Below are 21,469 nucleotides of genomic sequence, written 5' to 3'. Positions count from 1 at the left end.
GGCCCCGGCTCCCGCGCCTGCTCCGGCTCCCGCGCCCGCGCCCGCCCCGGCCGCTGTTCCCGCACCGCTGCCTTCCGCGGGTGAGAGCCCGTACGTGACGCCGCTGGTGCGCAAGCTCGCCGCCGAGCACAGCGTCGACCTGGACTCGGTCACGGGCACCGGTGTCGGCGGGCGCATCCGCAAGCAGGACGTGCTCGAGGCCGCCAAGGCCCAGCGCGAGCAGGCCGCCGCGGCCGCTCCCGCTCCGGCCGCCGCCGCCCCGGCTGCTCCTGCCGCCGCTCCCGCTCCCGCCGCCGCCCAGGCTGCCCCGGTCACCACGGCTCCCGAGCCGGTCGAGGTGGACACGACGCTGCGCGGCCGTACCGAGAAGATGACGCGGCTGCGTCAGACGATCGCCAAGCGGATGGTCGAGTCGCTGCAGACCGCGGCGCAGCTCACCACCGTGGTCGAGGTCGACGTCACGAAGATCGCCCGGCTGCGGGCGAAGGCCAAGGACGACTTCCTGCGCCGCGAGGGCGTGAAGCTGACCTTCACCCCGTTCTTCGCGATGGCCACGGTCGAGGCGCTCAAGCAGCACCCGAAGCTCAACGCCACGATCAACAACGAGACCAACGAGGTGACCTACTTCGACGTCGAGAACCTCGGCGTCGCGGTCGACACCGAGCGCGGTCTCCTGGCGGCCGTCGTCAAGAACGCCGGCGACCTCAACCTGGCCGGGCTCGCCCGCAAGGTCACCGACCTCGCCGAGCGCACCCGCAACAACCAGGTGACGCCCGACGAGATCACCGGCGGCACCTTCACGCTCACCAACACGGGCAGCCGCGGCGCGCTCTTCGACACGCCGATCCTCAACCAGCCGCAGGTCGGCATGCTCGGCACGGGCGCGGTCGTCAAGCGTCCCGTGGTCGTCGACACGCCTGAGGGCGAGGTCATCGCGGTCCGGTCCATGGTGTACCTGGCCCTGACCTACGACCACCGCCTCGTCGACGGTGCGGACGCGGCCCGCTTCCTGGTCACCATCAAGAAGCGCCTGGAGGAGGGCCGCTTCGAGGCCCAACTCGGCCTCGCCTGATCACCACCCAAAACGGGCCGGGGACACCTCCCCGGCCCGTTTTGCTTTCCGCTCCCCTTCCGTACGGCAAGCTCCTCGCCTTCCCACGCCTCGCCGTGACCCACGAGGCCCGCGAGCTGGCCGCCACACGAGGGCGCCGGGCTCCGCCGTACCACGTCTCACCGACCCGGCGCCTGGGGAGGCCTCCGGGCGGACGTCGCCTTCGGCATTCGTCCGGCGCCTCTGACGCCTGCCTCACGCTTCCCGCGCGTGCCCCGCATCCGGCGCTCAACCCTCGCACCCAGCGCGTCCCACGAGGCTCGAGGGCTGGCCACCGCATGAGGCCCGCGAGCTGGCCACCGTACGAGGTCTGAGGGCTGGCCGCCGTACGAGGGCGCCGGGCTCCGCCGCACCGCGTCTCGCCGACCCGGCGCCTGGGCCTCCGGGCGGACGTCGCCTTCGGCATTCGTCTGGCGCCTCTGACGCCTGTCTCACGCTTCCCGCGCGTGCCCCGCATCCGGCGCTCAACCCTCGCACCCAGCGCGTCCCACGAGGCTCGAGGGCTGGCCACCGCATGAGGCCCGCGAGCTGGCCACCGTACGAGGTCTGAGGGCTGGCCGCCGTACGAGGGCGCCGGGCTCCGCCGCACCGCGTCTCGCCGACCCGGCGCCTGGGCCTCCGGGCGGACGTCGCCTTCGGCATTCGTCTGGCGCCTCTGACGCCTGTCTCACGCTTCCCGCGCGTGCCCCGCATCCGGCGCTCAGCCCTCGCACCCAGCGCGTCCCACGCTCGGCCCCCAGCTCTCGAATCCGGCACGCGTCCCACACTCGGCGCCCAGCCCACGTATCCGGCACGCATCGCGTACATCTCGCGGGCCGTACCTCGGTTAGGGGGTTGGGGTGAGGGTGCGGAGGGGGGTGGCTGTGGTCAGGGCTCCTAGGAGGGCTGCGGTCAGGGGGATCAGGAGGGAGAGGGGGAGGTTGGGGGCGGTGGCGGTGACGGCGGAGAGGCCCAGGGCGGCGCCGAACTGGAAGAAGGTGTAGAGGAGGCCGCCTGCGAGGCCCTGGTCCTCGGCGGGGACGCCGTCGGTGGCGGCGATGGTGAGGGGGCCGTAGGCGAGGGTGAAGGCCAGGCCTACCAGGAGGAAGCTGGGGAACATGGCCGCGTACGTCCAGGAGGGCCCTACGGGGAGGAACAGGGCGTAGGCCAGGGCGGCGAGGAGCATGCCGCCGAGGATCACGCGGGCGGTGCCGTAGCGGCGGACCAGGACGGGCGTGAGGGTGGGTGCCAGGACGGCGTCGATGCCCATCACCAGCAGCGCCAGGCTGGTCTGCAGCGGCGTCCAGGATCGTTGCTCCTGCAGGTAGAGGCTGGCGACGAACTGGAAGCCCATGAACGAACCCGCGAGCAGCAGCGCCGTGAGGTTGGCGCGCAGGAGGCGGCCGGTGCGCAGGATGGCCGGCCGTACCAGCGGATTGGGTGAGCGGCGCTCGATGAGCGCGAAGGCGCACAACAGGGCCGCACCGGCGGCGAACGCGGCGATGGGGAGGGTGCCGAGGCCGTGTTCCAGGCGGGTGACGGCGAGCGCGAGCAGGACCATGGCGGACGTGATCGTGACCGCGCCCAGCAGGTCGAAGCCCTCACCTCGCTTGCCCGGCACGTCGCGGGGCGTCAGCGGCAGAGCGGCGAGCAGGATGGCGGACGCCAGCGCGACCGGGGCGAAGAAGACCAGGCGCCAGTCGATCGAGGCGAGGAAGCCGCCGGCGACCAGGCCCAGGGAGAAGCCGCCCGCGCCGGTCGCGCCGTAGATCATCAGCGCCCTGTCGCGCTGCGGGCCTTCGGCGAAGCCGGTGGTGATGATGGACAATCCGGCGGGCGTCATGAAGGCGGCCGCGACGCCTGTCACGAAACGCGCCACGATGAGCATCCACGGTTCGGTCGCGAGCCCGCCGAGCCCGGAGAAGGCGATGAACACCGTCAGCCACAGCAGGAACATGCGGCGCCTGCCGAGCAGGTCCGCGGTCCTGCCGCCGAGCAGCATGAAGCCCGCGTAGCCGAGCACGTAGGCGCCGACGACCCAGCTCAGCGTGCCGGTCGACAGGCCCAGGTCGGCGCGGATGGACGGCAGTGCGACGTTCAGCATCCCGATGTCGATGCCCTCGAGGAAGATCGCCCCGCACAGTACGAGCAGCAGGCCGAGCGAGCGGCCGCGCAGTGATGTCATTTCTGTTGACCTCTTGGTTCTTTGTTGTAACCAGTCGCATCCTGGGGCACCATGACGAGGTATGGAAGAAGGCACTTCTCAGTCACTCGGTCGCTGCGCCGACACCGACAGCGATCCGTTCCAGTGGGACGCCAGGGAGGACTGCGAGGTCAGGCAGATACTCGACCGGATCGCCGACAAGTGGTCGCTGCTGGTCATCGCGCTGCTGGAGCGGCGCGTCATGCGCTTCACGGAGCTGCGGCGCGAGATCGACGGGATCAGCCAGCGGATGCTCACCGTGACGCTGCGACACCTGGAGCGGGACGGGCTGGTACGGCGGACCGTGCATCCCGTGGTGCCGCCTCAGGTGGACTACGAGTTGACGCCGATGGGGGCGACGCTGCACGTCATGATCCAGGCGCTGGTGGACTGGACGGAGGATCATCAGGAGCAGATCGCGGCTGCCAGGACGCGTTACGACACGCGTGGGGTGTCACGTAACGAAATTCCGGCCCGTAACGAAAGTCCGGTGTCACGAAACGAGCGGGTTTGCGCGCATTGCGGGATGCCCTTTCCTGCGGCTCGCACCGGGCGACCCGCCCGCTACTGCTCCCCCACCTGCCGCCAACGCGCCCACCGCCTCACCCACCGCACCGCCTAACCACCCCACCGCTCGAAGCTCACCACGCGCCCGGGGTTTCCGCGCCGTACGAGGGCGCCGGGCTCCACCGCACCACATCTCGCCGACCCGGCGCCCAGGGGTGGCCGTACGGGGCCCAGTGACCCGCCACCTGGAGTAGCCGACGTGGCGCCCAGGGGTGGCCGTTCCTGAGGCCCGATAACCCGCTGCCTGGGGTAGCCGCGCAGGCTCCGGTGGCCGTCCGGGTGCGCGTGCCCGGGGTTTCGGGCGGGCGCCGTACGAGGGCGCCGGGCTCCGCCGCACCACATCTCACCGACCCGGCGCCCAGGGTGGCCGTTCCGGGGGCTCCGGCGACCCCGCCACCTGGGAGTAGCCGCGCAGGGCTCCGGTGGCCGTCCGGGGTTTCGGTAGCCGCGCGCACGGGGTTTCCGGGCGGGCGCCGTACGAGGGCGCCGGGCTCCGCCGCACCACATCTCGCCGACCCGGCGCCTGGGAGCGGCGGACGCTCCAGTGACCCGGCGTCTGGGCAGACATGCGGGGCCCCGGCTGCCATCCGGGGTTTCGGTGACCGCGCGCACGGGTTTCCGGGTGGGCGCCGTACGAGGGCGCCGGGCTCCGCCGCACCACGTCTCGTCGACGCGGCGCCTAGGGGTGGCCGTTCTGGGGGCCGCGTGACACGCCGCTTGGGAGTGGCCGCGTAGGGCTCCGGTGGCCGTCTGGGGCTTGTGGGGCGGGGCGGTGGGGGGTGTGTCGTGGCTGGTGTGGTGGGGGGTGGGGGGGCGCGTAGGGTGGGGGTATGGCGATCATCGTGACCGGGGCGTCTGGGTTGTTGGGGAGTGGGCTGGTCCGGGCGTTGCGGCAGGATGGGCAGGACGTCGTCCGGCTGGTACGGCGGGCGGCGCGGGCCGATGACGAGGCTTCGTGGGACCCCGGTAGAGGCGTGGTCGACGAGGCGGCGCTGGAGGGTGCGACCGCTGTGGTTCACCTGGCGGGCGCGCCGGTGGCCGACAAGCGGTGGAGCACCGCCTACAAGCGTGTCCTGGTCGAGAGCCGGGTGGCGAGCACCAGGGCGCTGGTCGAGGCGCTCATGAGGCTCAAGACGCCGCCCGAGGTGCTCGTGTCGGCCTCGGGGGTCGACTTCTACGGCGACACCGGCGACCGGGTCATCGACGAGGACGCCCCGCGCGGCGACGGGTTCCTGGCACAGCTGTGCGAGCAGTGGGAGAGCGAGGCGCGCAGGGCCGAGGAGGCGGGCATCAGGACGGTGCAGTTGCGGACCACGCTGGCGCTCAGCGGCCGGGGTGGGGCGCTGCGCAGAATGCTGCCCATCTTCAAGGTGGGCATGGGCGCCCCGCTGGGAAGCGGCAAACAATTCTGGTCCTGGATCACGGAGGACGACTGGACTGCCGCCACCCTCCATATCCTGAAAAATCGGGAAATAGGGGGGGCGGTTAATATGGCCTCCCCCACCCCGGTCACCAATGCGGAATTCACAAGAACTCTCGGAAAAGCCCTGCACAAGGGCACAATGCCCATTCCCGCGCCCGCATTCGCACTAGAGCTCGGACTCGGTGAGTTTGCCAGAGTCGGCTTGCTGTCAAGCCACCGGATTCTGCCCAAGAAGCTGGTGGACAGCGGCTATCGCTTCATGCATACACGCCTCGATGAGGCGCTGCGCGCCGTACTGTAGTGTGCCGTTCGTCCAACAGCACGTGGGGAATACGAAAATGACCAGATCAGGGCAGTCTCACATTCTCGCCATCGGCGGTGGATCGTTCCGCCAGACCAAGCGCCAGGGCTTCCTCGAGGCCAGCCCCCTGCTGCGCTACGCCCTCGATCTGACCGGTCAGGACCGTCCCAAGCTGGGCCTGCTGGCCACGGCGACGGGCGACGGCCCCGACTGGCTGCTGACGATGTACGGCGCTTTCGCCGGGTGGGACGTGGAGCTGAGCCACCTGACGGTGTTCCCCATGCCCAACGTCGAGGATCCGCGTGCCTGGGTGCTCGACCAGGACATGATCTACGTCAGCGGTGGCAGCGTGGCCAACCTGATGGCGCTGTGGCGGCTGCACGGGCTCGACGAGGCGATGGAGGAGGCCTGGCGGGCCGGCGTCGTGCTGTCGGGCCAGAGCGCGGGCGCGCTGTGCTGGCACGTCGGTGGCAACACCGACTCCTTCGGCCCCGACCTGCGGGTCTGGGCCGACGGGATGGCGCTGCTGCCCTACAGCTGTGGCGTGCACTACAACTCCGAGCCGCAGCGCCGCGCGCTGCTGCAGGCGTCGGTGGCCAGCGGCGAGCTGCCCGACGGCTACGCCGCCGACGAGGGCGTCGGGCTGCACTACGTCGGCACCGAGTTCATCCAGGCGGTGTCCGTCGACCCCGGCGGCTACGCCTACCGGATCGAGCACGACGGCGCCGACGGCGTGAAGGAGTTCAGGATCGAACCTCGGCTGTTGACGTCCTGAATTACCCTTGATGGGTGAGGGAACGGCACAATGGCACCATGCGCCCCATGCACGACGGACTGGCCGTCGTCAGGCTCGGTGTCGACGTCCCCTACGAGCAGGCCTGGGAACTCCAGCGCTGGGTGCACGGCAAGCGGGTGGCCGGCGAGCTGCCCGACACCGTCCTGATCCTCGAACACGCGCCCGTCTACACGGCGGGCAAGCGGACCGCGCCGCACGAGCGCCCCGCGGACGGCACACCGGTGATCGACGTCGACCGTGGCGGGCGCATCACCTGGCACGGTCCCGGCCAGCTCGTCGGCTACCCCATCATCGGGATCGACGACCCCACGGCGTACGTGCGCCGGCTGGAGGACGCGATGATCCAGGTGTGCTCCGACTTCGGCGTGACGGCGCGCCGCTCCCCCAGGCACGGCGGCGTGTGGGCGGCCGGTGACACCACGCTCGGACTGCCCGACCGACAGCTCGGCGCGGTCGGCATCCGGGTGCAGCGCGGCGTCACGATGCACGGCTTCGCACTGAACTGCGCCAACGACCCGCGCTGGTTCAACAGGATCGTCCCGTGCGGCATCCCCGGTGTGGGTGTCTCGTCGCTGTCGGCGGAGACGGGCCGGCGCATCGTGGCCGACGAGGTCATGCCGATCATGGAGAAGCGGCTGGCCGAATGGCTGGGCGTGGAGGCCTACGAATTGCACGAGGAAGATCTGCTCCGCCGATAGTACGATCAAGAGATGAAGCGCCCATTAGCCCTCGTGCTTTCGCTGGCGGTCCATCTCCTCACGCTGGCCTTCGTGCTGACCGGCGGCTGGCTGGTCGCCGCTCACGCTTCCTCCTTCCTCGCCTGGCTGGCCGGCGGCTTCCTCGTCGCGATCGGCTGGTTCGTACGGCCGCGCCTGGGCCGCCTGCCCGCCGACGCCGAGGTGCTCGACCGCTCCTCCGCCGCTGAGCTGTACGGCACGGCCGGCCGGGTGGCCGAACGGATCGGCGTCCGCGGACCCGCCAGGATCGCGGTACGCGATCTGGCCACGGACGCCCGCTACGAGCGGATGGGCCTGCTGCGCACGCCGACGCTGGTGATCGGGCTGCCCCTGTGGCTGGCGCTGACGCCCAAGCAGCGGGTGACGCTGCTGGCCAAGGCGTTCGCGGACGTGCCGACCGCCGAGGAGCGCACGGTGGAGACGGCGCTGGGCACGCTGGGTGAGTGGCGGGAGGGGCTGCTGGGCGCCGGGCCGATGACCGTGCGCGAGGAGGCGCAGGTGAAGATCGCCGAGGCGTCGCTGGGCATCGCCGCCTCGCCTGGCGGCTACGAGGCCACCAGCTTCCTCGGCCGGATCGCCGGCCGGGTGCTGGGCGCCCCGGTGATCGCGGTGGAGTTCGCGCTGAGGCGCCTGGCCCGCGCGGGCGAGAGCCGTACCGAGGCCAGGAGGAGGGCGCGGGCGCTGCGTCTGGTGAGCGAGCGTGAGCTGGACGAGCTGGACCGGCTGATGGCGACCGGCGGTTACCTGGCGCCGATCCAGGCCGCGGCGCTGCGCGGCGAGAGCGTCCAGCAGATCAGGCAGGGCGCGCTCGAGCGCTCGTCGGTGCTGACGGCGGGCGGCGACGGCGAGCTGCTCGCGCTGGCCGAGTCGGACCGCATCGACGACGAACTCCTCAAGCACTACACGCGCGCGATCCGAGGTTTCGGCCTGATCTCTTGACGGGAGCGTGGCCCGGACGTGGTCGCTCGCACGGGCGTCGTAAGCTGTGAGGGTGACGGTTGCTCCTGAAGGCAGGAAGCTCCTCCGCCTGGAGGTGCGCAATGCCGAGACCCCTATCGAGCGCAAGCCCCCGTGGATCAAGACCAAGCTGAAGACGGGCCCCGAGTACACCGAGCTGAAATCGCTCGTGCGCCGGGAAGGCCTGCACACGGTCTGTGAAGAGGCGGGCTGTCCCAATATCTACGAGTGCTGGGAAGACCGCGAGGCGACCTTCCTCATCGGCGGCGACCAGTGCACCCGCCGCTGCGACTTCTGCCAGATCGACACCGGCAAGCCCAAGGAGTACGACAAGGACGAGCCCCGCCGCGTGGCGGAGTCGGTCCAGCAGATGGGCCTGAAATACGCCACGGTGACCGGCGTCGCCCGCGACGACCTGCCCGACGGCGGCGCCTGGCTGTACGCCGAGACCGCCAGGCAGATCCACGCGCTGCTGCCCGGCTGCGGCGTCGAGCTGCTCGTGCCCGACTTCAACGGCAACCGCGAGCAGCTGGAGGAGGTCTTCTCCAGCAAGCCCGAGGTGTTCGCGCACAACATCGAGACCGTGCCGCGCATCTTCAAGCGCATCCGCCCGGCCTTCCGCTACGACCGCTCCCTGAAGGTGATCACGATGGCCCGCGAGGCCGGGATGGTCACCAAGTCCAACCTGATCCTGGGCATGGGCGAGGAGCGCGAGGAGATCGTCCAGGCGATGCGCGACCTGCACGAGGCCGGCACCGACCTGCTGACGATCACGCAGTACCTGCGCCCGACGCCGCGCCACCACCCGGTGGACCGCTGGGTCAAGCCGGAGGAGTTCGTCGAGTTGCAGGCCGAGGCCGAGGCCATCGGCTTCGCGGGCGTCATGTCCGGGCCGCTGGTCCGCTCGTCCTACCGGGCGGGCCGCCTGTACAAGCAGGCGATCGAGGCGCGTCAGACCGCTTAGACCACTCACACAGACCGCATCCCGGTGATCGGGGTGCGGTCTTTTGCTTTACAGGAGATAACACAAAGGTAACAAACCTATCGATAACTCGGTATTCGGGTTAACACTGTGCGTGTGGACTTCGATGACCTGATCAACAAGCTGGACCTGCCCACCAAGATCCGCCTGCTCACCGGCGCGGACATGTGGTCGCTCCCCGCGATCCCCGAGATCGGCCTCGACCGGCTCGTCATGAGCGACGGCCCCATCGGCGTGCGCGGCGAGCAGTGGAGCGCGGTCGACCCGTCGATCGCGCTGCCCAGCCCCACCGCGCTGGCCGCCACCTGGGACGTGGACCTGGTCAAGCGGGTGGGCCGCCTGCTCGCCCAGGAGGCCAGGCGCAAGGGCGTGCACGTGCTGCTCGCACCCACGATCAACCTGCACCGCACCCCGCTCGGCGGCCGCCACTTCGAGTGCTTCTCCGAGGACCCGTTCCTGACCGGCGAGGTCGGCGCGGCGTACGTGGAGGGCGTCCAGGAGGGCGGCGTGGGCACCACGCCCAAGCACTTCGTGGCCAACGACTTCGAGACCGACCGCTTCACCGTGAACGTCCAGGTCACCGAGAAGGTGCTGCGCGAGGTGTACCTGCGGCCGTTCGAGCGGGTGGTCGGCGCCGGGGCGTGGGGCCTGATGACCGCCTACAACGCGGTCAACGGCACGACCATGACCGAGCACTCGGACCTGGTCAACGGCGTGCTCAAGGACGAGTGGGGCTTCGACGGGTACGTGGTCTCCGACTGGACCGCGGTGCGTTCCACGGAGCCGGCGGCGCTGGGCGGCACGGACGTGGCCATGCCCGGTCCGCACGGGCCGTGGGGCGACAAGCTCGAGGAGGCGGTCCGCGAGGGCCGGGTGCCCGAATCGGTCGTCGACGACAAGGTCCGCAGGATCCTCCGCCTGGCGCACCGCGTCGGAGCGCTCGGCGGCGCGAGCCGTACCGCCGCCGATCAGGAGCAGATCGACGGCGTCGCGCTCGCCCGCGAGGTCGCGGCGCGCGGCTTCACGCTGGTCAGGAATGAGGGCGGCATCCTCCCGCTGGAGAACGTCAGCACGCTGGCCCTGGTCGGCAGCGCCGCGGACGAGGCACGCATCATGGGCGGCGGCAGCGCCCAGGTCTTCCCCGACCGCGTCGTCTCACCCCTGCAGGGCCTGCGCGAGCGCGACGGCGTCGAGGTCCGCTACGCGCTCGGCACCGACCCCCGGGTACGGCTGTCGCCGCTGACGATCCCGACCAGGGCCTACTTCATGGACGCCGACGGCGACGTGCTGGCGGAGGAGCGGCTGGCCACCACCGAGGCCCGCTGGATCGGGCAGCTGCCCGACGGCGTGGACCAGGACCGGCTGGCCTTCGTCGAACTGCGCGCCACCTACACGCCCGACCTGTCGGGCGAGCACGTGTTCTCCGTCGCGGGCGTCGGCGCGTTCAAGGTGACCGTGGACGGGCGGACCGTGCTCGAGGAGACCGTGTCGCTGGACGGCGAGGACCCGGCCGCCGCGTTCCTGGCGCCGCCTGAGCGGCGCGTCGCGGTGGAGCTGCGGGCGGGCACGCCCGTGGAGGTGACGGTCAGGCACCCGTCGGGCGCGCTGAAGGGCTTCGGCCTGATCGCGTTCACGCTCGGGCACGCCAACCCCTCCCCCGGCCAGGACGAGCTGATCGCCGAGGCGGTCCGGGTCGCCGAGGCCAGCGACGTGGCGGTCGTGGTCGCCTCCACCACGCTGGAGGTGGAGAGCGAGGGCTTCGACCGCAAGGACCTGAAGCTGCCCGGCCGCCAGGACGAGCTGATCGCCGCCGTGGCCGCGGCCAACCCGCGCACGATCGTGGTGGTCAACGCCGGGTCGCCGGTCGAGATGCCGTGGCTGGAGTCGGTGGCGGCGGTACTGCTGACCTGGTTCCCCGGCCAGGAGGCGGGCGGCGCGCTGGCCGACGTGCTGTTCGGCGACGCCGAGCCGGGCGGGCGGCTGCCCACGACGTGGCCGCGGCGGCTGGAGGACGCGCCGGTGGTCAACGTCACGCCGGCCGACGGGGCCGTGCCGTACTCCGAAGGGGACAGGATCGGCTACCGGGGCTGGACGGCCGAGCCGGCGTTCTGGTTCGGCCACGGCCTGGGCTACACCACCTGGTCGTACGACTCGATCGCGGCCGAGGACCGCAGCGTCAGCGTCCAGGTCACCAACACCGGCGGACGGCGGGGCCGGGAGGTCGTGCAGGTGTACGTGAACGGCGCGCTGGCCGGGTTCGACGTGGTCGAGGCCGATCCTGGGCAGTCGGTGGTCACCACGGTCTTCCTGCCGGAGCGCGCCTTCCAGGAGTGGACCGCCGACGGCTGGCAGGCCGTGCCGGGACCGCACACCGTCGAGGCCGGCAGGTCCTACGCGGACCGTTCGCTCTCGGCGACGCTGTAGGTCACGTTTTCCTTTCGGACGGCTCGGGTTTGTATCCTCGGAACATGGCGAAGTCCGAAGATCCAGAGAAGCCGGGGCGTATCAAGCAGCTCCGCATGATCGCACAGATCATCAAGCAGGCCAATCCCAAGGGGATGCCCATCGTCTTCCTCTCGGCGGTGGCCACGCTTGCGGTGATCGTCGTGATCGGCCTGGTGACGGGCTACCTGGTGTACTCCATCTTCCTGGGCATCCTCGCGGCGATCAGCGTGGGCCTGGTCGTGTTCGGACAGCTGGCGCAGCGTGCGCAGTACAGCATCCTGCACGGCCAGACCGGCGCCGCCGCGGCGGTGCTGCAGGGCATGCGGGGCAACTGGCAGGTCACCCCGGCCATCGCGGTCAACCGCGACCAGGACCTGATCCACCTCGTGGTCGGCGCCCCTGGCGTGGTGCTGGTGTCGGAGGGCCCGGGCAACCGGGTGGCCAAGATGCTGGCCGCCGAGAAGAAGCGCGTCGCCCGCGTCGTGCTCGACGTCACCATCTACGACATCCAGTCCGGCGACGGCGAGGGCCAGGTGCCCATCTCCAAGCTGCAGCGGCAGATCATGAAGCTGCCGCGCAACCTGAAGAAGCCGGCCGTCAACGAGGTCAAGGACCGCCTGCGCTCGCTGCCGAAGAACATGCCGATGCCCAAGGGCCCGATGCCGAAGGGCACCCGGATGCCGCGCGGCCCGAAGATGCGCTAGTGGGCTCGGTCTCGTCGCGCGCCAACCGCGGCTGGTGGGACGGCAACGCCGACGACTACCAGCTCGAGCACGGCGAGTTCCTGCGTGACACCGGTTTCGTCTGGTGCCCCGAGGGCGTCGACGAGGCCGAGGCGCGCCTGCTCGGCGACGTGCGCGGGCGCGACGTGCTGGAGATCGGCTGCGGGGCGGCGCAGTGCGCCCGCTGGCTGGTGGCCCAGGGCGCCAGGGTGGCCGCCTTCGACATCTCCCACCGGCAGCTGCGCCACTCCCAGCGCATCGACGAGGACAGCGGGCTTCGCGTGCCGGTGGTGCAGGCCGACGCCGAGCAGCTGCCGTTCGCCGATGCCGCCTTCGACCTGGCCTGCTCGGCGTTCGGGGCGCTGCCGTTCGTAGCCGACCCCGCGGCCGTCTTCCGCGAGGTCCGCCGGGTGCTGCGGCCCGGCGGGCGCTTCGTCTTCTCCGTCAGCCACCCCATCCGGTGGGCCTTCCCCGACGATCCGGGGCCGCGCGGGCTGACCTCCGACCGGTCGTACTTCGACCGCTCGCCGTACGTCGAGAGGGACTCCGACGGTACGGTCACCTACGTCGAGCACCATCGCACGATGGGCGACTGGGTCGCCGCGGTCGTCGCCTCGGGGCTGACGGTGGAGGGGCTGCTCGAGCCGGAATGGCCCGAGGGCCACGAGCGGGTGTGGGGCGGATGGAGCCCGCTGCGCGGACGGCACCTCCCGGGCACGGCGATCTTCACATTGACATCCCGCCCCACGAGCTGACCCAGCCGTGAGCCGACCCGCCCGTGAGCCGGGTCGGCTCTGACACGGTTACTTCTGGGCCAGGGCCTGGCACTGGCCGTTGGCGGGGCCGCTGACCGCGTTGGGCAGGCCGTTGTCGGTCGGCGGCGGGTTGTTGGCGGCGCAGGTCAGCGGTGCGGTGACGGTGCTGGCGCTGACCAGCGGGCCGGGGTTGGCCGTGAGCGTGATCGGGGCGGAGACCGTGGTGTGCTCGATGGACACGGTCGTGCCCGTCGCGGTGATCGGGCCGTTCACGGTGGCCTCGGCCAGCGCGAGGGTGCCCGCGCCCGCCGCCGTGACGGGGCCGGTGATCGTGGCGTGGTCGAGCGCGAGCAGCGACGCCCGCCTGGCCAGCGAGACGGGTCCCTCGACCGTGGCGCCCGCGGCCAGGCAGGTCGTGCCCGACGTGAGCGCCAGCGGTCCCCGGTGCTCACTCGTGATGGTGCGGGTGCAGGCCGGGTCGGGGGCGGCGAGGAGTTCGAGCTCGGCCACGGTGCCCGTCGCCGTCAGGCGGTAGGCGGCGTAGCGGCCCGGGTGGGCGATCTTGAAGGGGCGGGTCTGCTTGGCCCACGCGAACGACTGGCCCGCGCGTTCGTCGATCGTGGTCCAGGCGGTGCCGTCGTAGCTCGCCTCCAGCTTCCACGAGGCGGGGGCGTTGGCGGCGCCCGACGTGAGCGTGTAGAAGGTGACCTGCTCCCGGCTGCCGGCCTGGAGCCGGACGGCGCCGTTCAACGCCGTCTCGGTGGCCGAGGTGTTGTCCGACAGGGCGGCCGGGCCGCCCGTCACCGGGATGTCGTGCAGCGGCGCCGGCTGGGCGCCGTCCTTGGTGACCGAGGTGAGCGGGGTGCCCCACGACGAGGAGTCGGGGCCCATGGCGAAGTCCAGGACGGCGCCGCGGGCCAGCACGTCGTGCGGCAGCGCGGTCGAGGTCCAGGGAACCCCGTTGACCTTGAGGCTCTGCACGTAGACGTTCTTCGCGCTGTTGTCGCGCGCGTTGATCACCAGGTCCTTGCCGCTGGGCAGGTGGACGGTGGCCTTGGTGAACAGCGGCGAGCCCACCGCGTAGGACGCGCTGCCCGCCTGGAGCGGGTAGAAGCCGAGGGCGCTGAAGACGTACCAGGCCGACATCTCGCCGTTGTCCTCGTCGCCCGGGTAGCCCTGGCCGATCTCGCTGCCCAGGTACAGCCTGGACAGGACCTCGCGGACCTTGGCCTGCGCCTTCCACGGCTGGTCGGTGTAGTCGTACATGTATGGGATGTGGTGCGAGGGCTGGTTGCTGTGCCCGTACTGGCCCATCCGGACGTCCCTGGCCTCGCGCATCTCGTGGATCACGCCGCCGTACGAACCCGGGTACGTGGCGGTCTCCTGGGTGGCGAAGAAGTCGTCCAGTTTCTTGGCCAGGGCCGACCGGCCGCCGTACAGGGCGGCGAGTCCGACGCCGTCCTGGGGTGCGTGGAAGGCCATGTTCCAGCCGTCGGTCTCGGTGTAGTCGTAGCCCCACACGCGCGGGTCGTAGTCGGCCTTGGTGCGGCGCCAGGTGCCCGCCGAGTCGCGGCCCTGGAAGAAGCCGACACTCGGGTCGAACATGTTCACGTAGTTGAGCGCCCGGCTCCGGAAGTACTCCGCTTCTTCCTGATATTTCGACTTTTCGGGGCCTGTGGTCTGCTTGGCGAGGGCGTCGGCCATGTTGGCGATGCCGAAGTCGTTGATGTAGCCGTCCATCGCCCAGGACATGCCCTCGCCGACCTCGTTCAGCGCCGTGTAGCCCTTGAAGATCGACGTCTGCAGGCCCTTACGGCCGACCGCGCCATTGGGCGGGACAACGGTGGCATCCTTCAACGCGGCGGCATAGGCGGATTTAGCGTCAAATTTCGCGCCCTTGAGGTAGGCGTCGGCGAAGGCCACGTCCGAGCTGGTGCCGACCATGAGGTCGGCGTAGCCGGGCGAGGACCACCGGGCGATCCACCCGCTGTCGCGGTACTGCTGGACGAACCCGTCGACCAGCTCTCCCGCCTCGGGGGCGAGCAGCGAGTAGGCGGGCCAGGCCGTCCGGTAGGTGTCCCAGAAGCCGTTGTTGACGTAGATCTTGCCGTCCACGACCTTCGCGCCGGTCTGGGTAGGCGTATCTGGGCCCGTGCGGGGTGCGACCGGGCTGGCGTAGCGGTAGAGCGGGCTGTCCGCCGTACCGGTGTTCTCGAAGGCCGAGTTCGGATAGAGGAAGAGCCGGTAGAGGTTGGAGTACAGCGTGGTGCGCTGGTCCTGGGTGGCGCCTTCGACCTCGACGATGCCGAGCTTGGCGGCCCAGGCCTGCTTGGCCCTGTCACGCACCTGGTCGAACGTGCCGTCCTCGAGTTCCAGGTTGTGCTTGGCCTGCGCCACGCTGATGAACGAGGTCGCGATGTGCATGGTCACCTGTTTGGCGGAGAAGGCCAGGTAGCCGGTGACGTTGTCGCGGCCCGCGCCGGTCAGCTTGCCGCCGTTGCTTGGCTGCCGGTCGAACGTGGCGTAGAGGTACATCCTGGTCGAACCGGCCGACAGCCCGCTGCGGGCGTCGGTGTACCCGGTCACGACGCCGCCGTCGATCGTCAGGCCGCCGTTGTTGTCGTAGTTGTCGAAGATCAGGCTGCCGCCGCCGTCGCTGGGGAAGGTGAAGCGCATGACGGCCGCGTGGTCGGCCGGCGCGATCTCGGTGCGGATGCCGTTGAGCAGGTCGACGCCGTAGTAGTACGGCTTGGCCGTCTCGCCCGAGTGCAGGAACTGGGTGGCCCTGGCGACCCGGTCCGGGTTCGGCTTGGCCAGCAGCGACGGCATGACCTGGAAGGACTGCCGGTCGCCCATCCACGGGCTGGGCTCGTGACTGGCGGCGAAGGCCTGCATCGTGGGGATGTTGTCGGCGTTGCCGTTGCGGTGGTACTCGTACAGCCAGCTGTTGGAGCCGGAGCCGGTCATCGGGGTCCAGAAGTTGAACCCGTGCGGGACGGCCGTGGCGGGGAAGTTGTTGCCTCGGGAGAAGCCGCCGGTCGACTGGGTGCCCCGGGTGGTGATCACCTCGTCGACGGGGTCCTGCTGCTGCCGCGGGGAGACGTCGCGCAGGGTGATGTCGTCGAACCAGCCCTTGAACGGCAGCGGCCCCGCCGGGGCGTCGAAGCCCACCAGGATGCGCTTCACGCGCTTGCCCTTGGCCACGTCGCCGAGCCGGATCCGCTGGAGGTTCCACTGGTCGGCGTAGATAGTCCTGGACGCGCCCTGCTCTCTGGCGGTCGCGGCGATGCCGTGCTGGTCGCCGGCCTTCAGGTCGCTGAGGTGGGTGCCGTCGTCGAAGGCGAGGTCGACCGCGGCGTACGTGCTCGGGTAGCTCAGGGAGGCGCCGGTGAACTCGGGGAACACCAGATAGGACAACTCAGTGTCCTGATTTATCGGGATGTCGACGTCGAAGACCTTGTTCGTGGAGTGGCCGCCGTGGTCGGTCGTCGTGCTGCCCGAGTACCGCAGCGCCTTCAGCCCGGTGTAGCCGACGCGTGGCTTGGCGGTGAACCCGCTGGCGGGGCCGCCGCCGACGAGGCTGCGCATGTCGCTGGGCGGCTTGGGCGCCGTGTCGCCGTCGGACAGCTGCAGCTCGGCGAGCTGGACGATGTTCCCCGAGCCGTTGGCGGTGACGTTGAGCCGGTAGTAGAGGAAGGACCCCGGCTGGGCCACGTCGAACTCGCGGGTCTTGAAGCGGGCGTCGAACACCTCGCCGCGCCTGGTGTCCACGGCGGTCCAGGACTGGCCGTCGTCGGAGCCCTCGAGCGCCCAGTCGCGCGGGTCGCGCTCGGCGTGGTCGTTGGCCGAGGCCATGGCGTAGCGGACGACCTTGATGGGTTTGGACAGCTTGGCCGACACCCAGCCGGTGTTCGCGAAGACCAGCCACTTGGTGTTGACGTCGCCGTCGAAGAGGTTCTCCTTGACCTCACCCGCGGCGGTGTACTCGCCGCTGGCCTGGACGTCGACGATCTCGTCGGTGACGTTGCCGGGGATGCCGCCGGTGGTGCTGCCGGTGACGCCCTCGGCCTTCGTGCCGTCCTCGACGGTGTTGACCCAGGTGGGCTGGGGGTCGCCGGTCTCGAAGGAGGAGGAGAACAGTGCGCCCGGTGGCGCGGTGCTGACCTGCGCCTTCCTGGCCAGGCCCGGCGGCGGGGTCACTTCCTGCAGGGGAGCGGGCTGCGTGGGCGCCGCGGACGGCGCGTCGGACGGAAGCGGTGACGGCGCCGGATCCGCCGCTGCGGGCGGCGACGGATCCGCCGTGGCCACCGCGGGTAACGCCAGGAACATGAGGGCGGCAGCCGTACCTGCTGCCAGCGCGAGCCGATGCATGGGACCTCCTGACAACGTTGTCAACAGAAGATCCCGAGTAGACAACGTTGTCAACGGCCCGAAATGTCACGCTTTGATGTAGCGGCTACATCCGCACGACCATCGTGTTGGACACGCGGTCGTGGACGCCGCGGTGGTCGCGGTCGGCGATGAGGGCGGGGATCGCCAGGCACAGCAGGGCGGTGCGGACCAGGACCGGCAGCAGCCGCGGCGAGCGCCCGTCCATGGCCGCCACCCGGATACCCATGAGCCGGTGCCCGAAGGTCTGACCCATCAGCGCCACGAGCAGCAGGTACTGCAGAGCGAAGATCAGCACAGGCGCCCACGGCGTCTCGACGGGGTTGATCCGCAAGATCAGCTGCGCGATCGCCCAGGTGCAGATCATCCAGTCGATGACCAGCGCACCGATCCTGCGCCCCCACCCGGCGATCGACCCGCTACCCGCCTCGGGCAACCCGAGGCGCTCCCCCGGATACCCAAGATCGAACCCGGCCGAACGCACCCCGCCCAACCAGGTCTGCGTCCAACGCGGCCCCTGCTTGCTCATGCCCCCACGGTATCCGCAGTCGTGACCCAAAATTGCTCAACGGGCAACATCATGGACGCCATGCCACACGGGGATGACCTTGATGCGCGCTTCAACGAGCTCGTGTCTCAGATCGACGCCGACGAGCAGCGCAAGATGCGCGCTTCGGCCGTCAAGGGTGTGAAGGCGCCACCCAAAGCGCGCCGTCCGCGCCGGGCCCGCCGCGGGCTGCTGGCCGCGACCGCGGTGACCGCGGTGATCGCCGCCGCGGGCCTGGTGTTGAGCTACCGCCCGGACCTGCTCACCCCTCCCCCGGTACGGCAGGCCGCCTCGGTCCCGCCTCCCGAGGAGACCCAGCCGGTCGTGGAGACGCCGCGGCAGGTGGGCCCGTTCACCGACTCCAAGGCCGAGCACTTCGCCGACGGCATGGCCGGATTCCAGACGCCGAAGGCCAAGGCGCTGGGCGGATCCTCCAAGGCGGAGGTCAAGGCCGGGCTCGCCCAGGCGCGCAAGCTGTTCGAGACCGCGTTCCTGAACCGCAAGATTCTGATGGGCGGCAAGCCGGAGGCCTTCATCAGACTGCTCCCGCAGGACGAGCGCGCCTGGTACCGCAAGCACCAGCGCATCTGGGTCCACAGCTTCGCGCCCAAGACCGCGGAGCTCGCCACCGACGTGATCAAGGTGCACGGCACCACGACGCTCGGCACCAAGAAGGTCAACGGGCGGACCGTCGCCGTGGTGCGGACCAACTACATCGTGGTCTACGCGATCCAGCGCCCCGGCCAACCCAGCACCGTGGAGCGGCTCGTCGCACACCCCAGGGGCGAGATCCAACTCCTCCACGATGGGGGACGGGTCGTGTTCTGGGTGAGGAGGTGGGGCGGCAGCGCCACCCCGGCTCGCTGCGACACGCGCGACGGATTCATCCACCCGGTCTACGACGACTCGGCGCCGGACACGGTGCATCCGACCGGCCCTCCGCAGGATCCCTACGAACTCGACGAGCCGGAAGGACATGGCTGTTCGAAGTCGACGGGCACGTGAGCCCCTTAACACCGGCGAAACAATCGGGACATGGGACGGAAACCGCTGCGCCATAGCGTCGGTCTGATACACGTCCCCAGGGAGGTTCGAGAGTGTTCAACTCCGCCGACGAGGTCCTGAACTTCATCAGGGACGAAGGGGTGCAGTTCGTCGATGTCAGGTTCACGGACCTGCCGGGGACGACGCACCACTTCACCTTCCCTGTCGAGAATTTCGACGCGAACGTCTTCTCCGACGGCCTGATGTTCGACGGCTCGTCGATCCGCGGTTTCCAGGCCATCCACGAGTCGGACATGCTGCTGCTGCCCGACCCGACCAGCGCGGTCGTCGACCCGTTCCGCCAGCACAAGACGCTGAACCTGAACTTCTTCGTGCACGACCCGCTGACCGGCGAGGCCTACAGCCGCGACCCGCGCAACGTGGCCCGCAAGGCGGAGGAGTACCTCAAGGGCACCGGCATCGCCGACACCGTGTTCTTCGGGCCGGAGGCGGAGTTCTACATCTTCGACGACGTCCGCTTCGAGACCAGGCAGAACGCGGGCTACTACTACATCGACTCGATCGAGGGCGCCTGGAACACCGGCAAGGCCACCGAGGGCGGCAACCTGGGGTACAAGCCGCGCTACAAGGGCGGCTACTTCCCGGTCCCGCCGATGGACCACTTCACCGACCTGCGCTCGGAGATGGTGCGCAACCTCATCGAGTGCGGCATCGACGTGGAGATGCAGCACCACGAGGTCGGCACCGCGGGTCAGGCGGAGATCGACTTCAGGTTCGGCACGCTGCTGAAGACGGCCGACAACCTCATGCTCTACAAGTACGTGATCAAGTCGACGGCCCTGGAGTACGGACACACGGTCACGTTCATGCCGAAGCCGATCTTCGGTGACAACGGCTCGGGCATGCACTGCCACCAGTCGCTGTGGAAGGACGGCTCGCCGCTGTTCTACGACGAGGTGGGCTACGCGGGCCTGTCCGACACGGCCCGGTACTACATCGGCGGCCTGCTCAAGCACGCGCCGTCGCTGCTGGCGTTCACGAACCCGACGGTCAACTCCTACCACCGGCTGGTGCCGGGGTACGAGGCGCCGGTCAACCTGGTGTACTCGCAGCGCAACCGGTCGGCCTGCGTCCGTATCCCGATCACGGGGTCGAACCCGAAGGCCAAGCGGATCGAGTTCCGCGTGCCTGACCCGTCGTGCAACCCGTACTTCGCGTTCTCGGCGATGCTGATGGCCGGTCTGGACGGCATCCGCAACAAGATCGAGCCGCCGGAGCCGGTCGACAAGGACCTGTACGAGCTGCCGCCGGAGGAGGCGCGCAACATCCCGCAGGTGCCCGGGTCGCTCACCGACGTGCTCAACGCGCTCGAGGAGGACCACGACTACCTGCTCGAGGGTGGCGTCTTCACGCCGGACCTGATCGAGACGTGGGTGTCCTACAAGCGCGAGAACGAGGTCGACCCGATCCGTCTGCGCCCGCACCCGCACGAGTTCGAGCTGTACTACGACGTGTGATCGGCCGTCGTTGAGAAGGCCGTCGACCGAATCCGGTCGACGGCCTTTCTCGTGCGTGGGTGCCGGGGTAGATTCCGGATCATGTCGTCGGCCAGTGAGAGCACGCAGCTGACCGACTCGTCCCTCCCTGGCCTCTTCCAGGCCGCTGATCAGGCCTCGCTCGCCGGGCAGCGCCGGTACCTGACGGCGTCCCGCACGCGGCTGGCGTTCGTGCTGCTGGCGGCGGCGGGAGGGGCGCTGAGCCTGCAGGCCGGCGGGACCACCTTCGACCTGGCCGCGGCGGGCACCGCGGTCGCGCTGACGGCGACGGCGTTCGTGGAGATCTGGCTGCTGACGGAGAAGCCGGAGCAGGCCTGGTACGACGGGCGGGCGCTGGCCGAGTCGGCCAGGACGGTCGCCTGGCGCTACGCGGTCGGCGCGGACCCGTTCCCCAAGGACGGCGACGAGGCCGCCGCCGCGACGCGGGTCATCGACCGGCTGGACGACCTGCTGAACGACGCGCCGCCCAGCGGCATCGCGCCGAGCACCGCGCCCGCCGTCAGCCAGGCGATGCGCGATCTGCGCGCCTCTCCCTTGGACGGGCGCAAGAGCGCCTACATCCAGCAGCGGATCGTCCAGCAGCAGGACTGGTACAGCGGCAAGGCGCGGTGGAACCAGGGCCGCGCCCGCAGGTGGGGGCTCACGCTGGTCGCCGTCGAGGTGCTGGGGATCCTGACCGCGCTGCTGCGGGCCTTCGGCTACATCAGGTTCGACCTGGCCGGCATCGTCGCGGCGATGATCGGCGTCGGCGTGGCGTGGCTGGCGATCAAGCAGCACGATACGCTGGCCAGGGCCTACGCCGTGGCCGCCAACGAGCTGTCCATCGTGCGTTCCCGGCTGGAGCTGGTCCAGGACGAGCAGGTCTGGGCGGGTGAGGCGAGCGACGCGGAGGAGGCGATCAGCCGCGAGCACACCATGTGGCGTGCTTCTCGCCGAAGCCTCTGACGGAGAGATCGCGCCTGGTAACGGAGAGCGTCCGGCATTCGATAGGGGG

The 21,469-nt window shown here is 70.3% G+C and carries 16 protein-coding genes; 13 read left to right on the top strand and 3 right to left on the bottom strand.

Annotation, left to right across the window (positions count from 1 at the left end):
• Positions 1–1,072: 2-oxoglutarate dehydrogenase, E2 component, dihydrolipoamide succinyltransferase (sucB, locus tag KIK09_RS51095; protein ID WP_214326864.1), on the top strand; the 1,072-nt coding region annotated here is incomplete at its 5' end.
• Between the two features lie 865 nt (positions 1,073–1,937).
• On the opposite strand, the gene KIK09_RS51090 is transcribed toward sucB, so the two are convergent.
• Positions 1,938–3,275: an MFS transporter gene (locus tag KIK09_RS51090; RefSeq protein WP_214326863.1), complete on the bottom strand. Its 1,338-nt coding sequence runs from the start codon at positions 3,273–3,275 to the stop codon at positions 1,938–1,940.
• 61 nt (positions 3,276–3,336) lie between these two features.
• On the opposite strand from KIK09_RS51090, the gene KIK09_RS51085 reads away from it, so the two are divergent.
• The 9 genes from KIK09_RS51085 to KIK09_RS51045 all read left to right on the top strand — a co-directional run bounded on the left by KIK09_RS51085 (position 3,337) and on the right by KIK09_RS51045 (position 12,978).
• Positions 3,337–3,915 carry a winged helix-turn-helix transcriptional regulator gene (locus tag KIK09_RS51085; RefSeq protein ID WP_214326862.1) on the top strand — a complete coding sequence of 193 codons (579 nt, stop codon included), beginning with the start codon at positions 3,337–3,339 and terminating at the stop codon, positions 3,913–3,915.
• A 775-nt stretch (positions 3,916–4,690) separates the two neighbouring features.
• The gene (locus tag KIK09_RS51080) at positions 4,691–5,584 is read left to right on the top strand and encodes a TIGR01777 family oxidoreductase (protein ID WP_214326861.1); all 894 of its coding nucleotides are present in this window, start codon (positions 4,691–4,693) and stop codon (positions 5,582–5,584) included.
• Between the two features lie 37 nt (positions 5,585–5,621).
• Positions 5,622–6,359, top strand: coding sequence for a Type 1 glutamine amidotransferase-like domain-containing protein (locus tag KIK09_RS51075; RefSeq protein WP_214326860.1), 738 nt, complete (start codon positions 5,622–5,624; stop codon positions 6,357–6,359).
• A 47-nt stretch (positions 6,360–6,406) separates the two neighbouring features.
• Positions 6,407–7,078 carry a lipoyl(octanoyl) transferase LipB gene (gene lipB, locus KIK09_RS51070; RefSeq protein ID WP_214326859.1) on the top strand — a complete coding sequence of 224 codons (672 nt, stop codon included), beginning with the start codon at positions 6,407–6,409 and terminating at the stop codon, positions 7,076–7,078.
• Positions 7,079–7,090: 12 nt separating this feature from the next.
• Positions 7,091–8,056 carry a M48 family metalloprotease gene (locus KIK09_RS51065; protein ID WP_214326858.1) on the top strand — a complete coding sequence of 322 codons (966 nt, stop codon included), beginning with the start codon at positions 7,091–7,093 and terminating at the stop codon, positions 8,054–8,056.
• Positions 8,057–8,108: 52 nt separating this feature from the next.
• Positions 8,109–9,038: a lipoyl synthase gene (gene lipA / locus KIK09_RS51060; protein WP_214326857.1), complete on the top strand. Its 930-nt coding sequence runs from the start codon at positions 8,109–8,111 to the stop codon at positions 9,036–9,038.
• 114 nt (positions 9,039–9,152) lie between these two features.
• Positions 9,153–11,480: a beta-glucosidase gene (locus KIK09_RS51055; RefSeq protein ID WP_214326856.1), complete on the top strand. Its 2,328-nt coding sequence runs from the start codon at positions 9,153–9,155 to the stop codon at positions 11,478–11,480.
• A 44-nt stretch (positions 11,481–11,524) separates the two neighbouring features.
• Positions 11,525–12,205, top strand: coding sequence for a DUF4191 domain-containing protein (locus KIK09_RS51050; protein ID WP_214326855.1), 681 nt, complete (start codon positions 11,525–11,527; stop codon positions 12,203–12,205).
• Positions 12,205–12,978, top strand: a complete 774-nt coding sequence (locus KIK09_RS51045) for a class I SAM-dependent methyltransferase (RefSeq protein WP_214326854.1) — start codon at positions 12,205–12,207, stop codon at positions 12,976–12,978. The genes KIK09_RS51050 and KIK09_RS51045 overlap by 1 nt, the downstream gene beginning before the upstream one ends.
• A 48-nt stretch (positions 12,979–13,026) precedes the next feature.
• Here the strand turns inward: KIK09_RS51045 and KIK09_RS51040 are convergent, their stop codons facing one another.
• Positions 13,027–17,349, bottom strand: a complete 4,323-nt coding sequence (locus tag KIK09_RS51040) for a GH92 family glycosyl hydrolase (protein WP_214326853.1) — start codon at positions 17,347–17,349, stop codon at positions 13,027–13,029.
• A gap of 85 nt (positions 17,350–17,434) precedes the next feature.
• The gene (locus KIK09_RS51035; RefSeq protein ID WP_214326852.1) at positions 17,435–17,896 is read right to left on the bottom strand and encodes an RDD family protein; all 462 of its coding nucleotides are present in this window, start codon (positions 17,894–17,896) and stop codon (positions 17,435–17,437) included.
• Between the two features lie 60 nt (positions 17,897–17,956).
• Between KIK09_RS51035 and KIK09_RS51030 the strand changes: the two genes are divergently transcribed.
• The 3 genes from KIK09_RS51030 to KIK09_RS51020 all read left to right on the top strand — a co-directional run bounded on the left by KIK09_RS51030 (position 17,957) and on the right by KIK09_RS51020 (position 21,420).
• Complete coding sequence (locus KIK09_RS51030; protein WP_214326851.1) at positions 17,957–18,919, top strand: hypothetical protein; 963 nt, start codon at positions 17,957–17,959, stop codon at positions 18,917–18,919.
• 92 nt (positions 18,920–19,011) lie between these two features.
• Positions 19,012–20,436 carry a type I glutamate--ammonia ligase gene (gene glnA / locus KIK09_RS51025; RefSeq protein ID WP_214326850.1) on the top strand — a complete coding sequence of 475 codons (1,425 nt, stop codon included), beginning with the start codon at positions 19,012–19,014 and terminating at the stop codon, positions 20,434–20,436.
• An 81-nt stretch (positions 20,437–20,517) separates the two neighbouring features.
• The gene (locus KIK09_RS51020) at positions 20,518–21,420 is read left to right on the top strand and encodes a DUF4231 domain-containing protein (protein WP_214326849.1); all 903 of its coding nucleotides are present in this window, start codon (positions 20,518–20,520) and stop codon (positions 21,418–21,420) included.
• Positions 21,421–21,469 lie beyond the last annotated feature (49 nt).

Source organism: Nonomuraea sediminis, assembly GCF_018531495.1.
Taxonomy (GTDB): Bacteria; Actinomycetota; Actinomycetes; order Streptosporangiales; family Streptosporangiaceae; genus Nonomuraea; species Nonomuraea sediminis.
This window is presented reverse-complemented; position numbering and strand designations above follow the sequence as displayed.

Excerpts from the sequence above, each read along its gene's own strand:
- KIK09_RS51090 (WP_214326863.1), bottom strand. The coding sequence starts at position 3,275 with ATGACATCACTGCGCGGCCGCTCGCTCGGCCTGCTGCTCGTACTGTGC.
- KIK09_RS51085 (WP_214326862.1), top strand. The coding sequence starts at position 3,337 with ATGGAAGAAGGCACTTCTCAGTCACTCGGTCGCTGCGCCGACACCGAC.
- KIK09_RS51080 (WP_214326861.1), top strand. The coding sequence starts at position 4,691 with ATGGCGATCATCGTGACCGGGGCGTCTGGGTTGTTGGGGAGTGGGCTG.
- KIK09_RS51075 (WP_214326860.1), top strand. The coding sequence starts at position 5,622 with ATGACCAGATCAGGGCAGTCTCACATTCTCGCCATCGGCGGTGGATCG.
- lipB (WP_214326859.1), top strand. The coding sequence starts at position 6,407 with ATGCACGACGGACTGGCCGTCGTCAGGCTCGGTGTCGACGTCCCCTAC.
- KIK09_RS51065 (WP_214326858.1), top strand. The coding sequence starts at position 7,091 with ATGAAGCGCCCATTAGCCCTCGTGCTTTCGCTGGCGGTCCATCTCCTC.
- KIK09_RS51050 (WP_214326855.1), top strand. The coding sequence starts at position 11,525 with ATGGCGAAGTCCGAAGATCCAGAGAAGCCGGGGCGTATCAAGCAGCTC.
- KIK09_RS51040 (WP_214326853.1), bottom strand. The coding sequence starts at position 17,349 with ATGCATCGGCTCGCGCTGGCAGCAGGTACGGCTGCCGCCCTCATGTTC.
- KIK09_RS51035 (WP_214326852.1), bottom strand. The coding sequence starts at position 17,896 with ATGAGCAAGCAGGGGCCGCGTTGGACGCAGACCTGGTTGGGCGGGGTG.
- KIK09_RS51030 (WP_214326851.1), top strand. The coding sequence starts at position 17,957 with ATGCCACACGGGGATGACCTTGATGCGCGCTTCAACGAGCTCGTGTCT.
- KIK09_RS51020 (WP_214326849.1), top strand. The coding sequence starts at position 20,518 with ATGTCGTCGGCCAGTGAGAGCACGCAGCTGACCGACTCGTCCCTCCCT.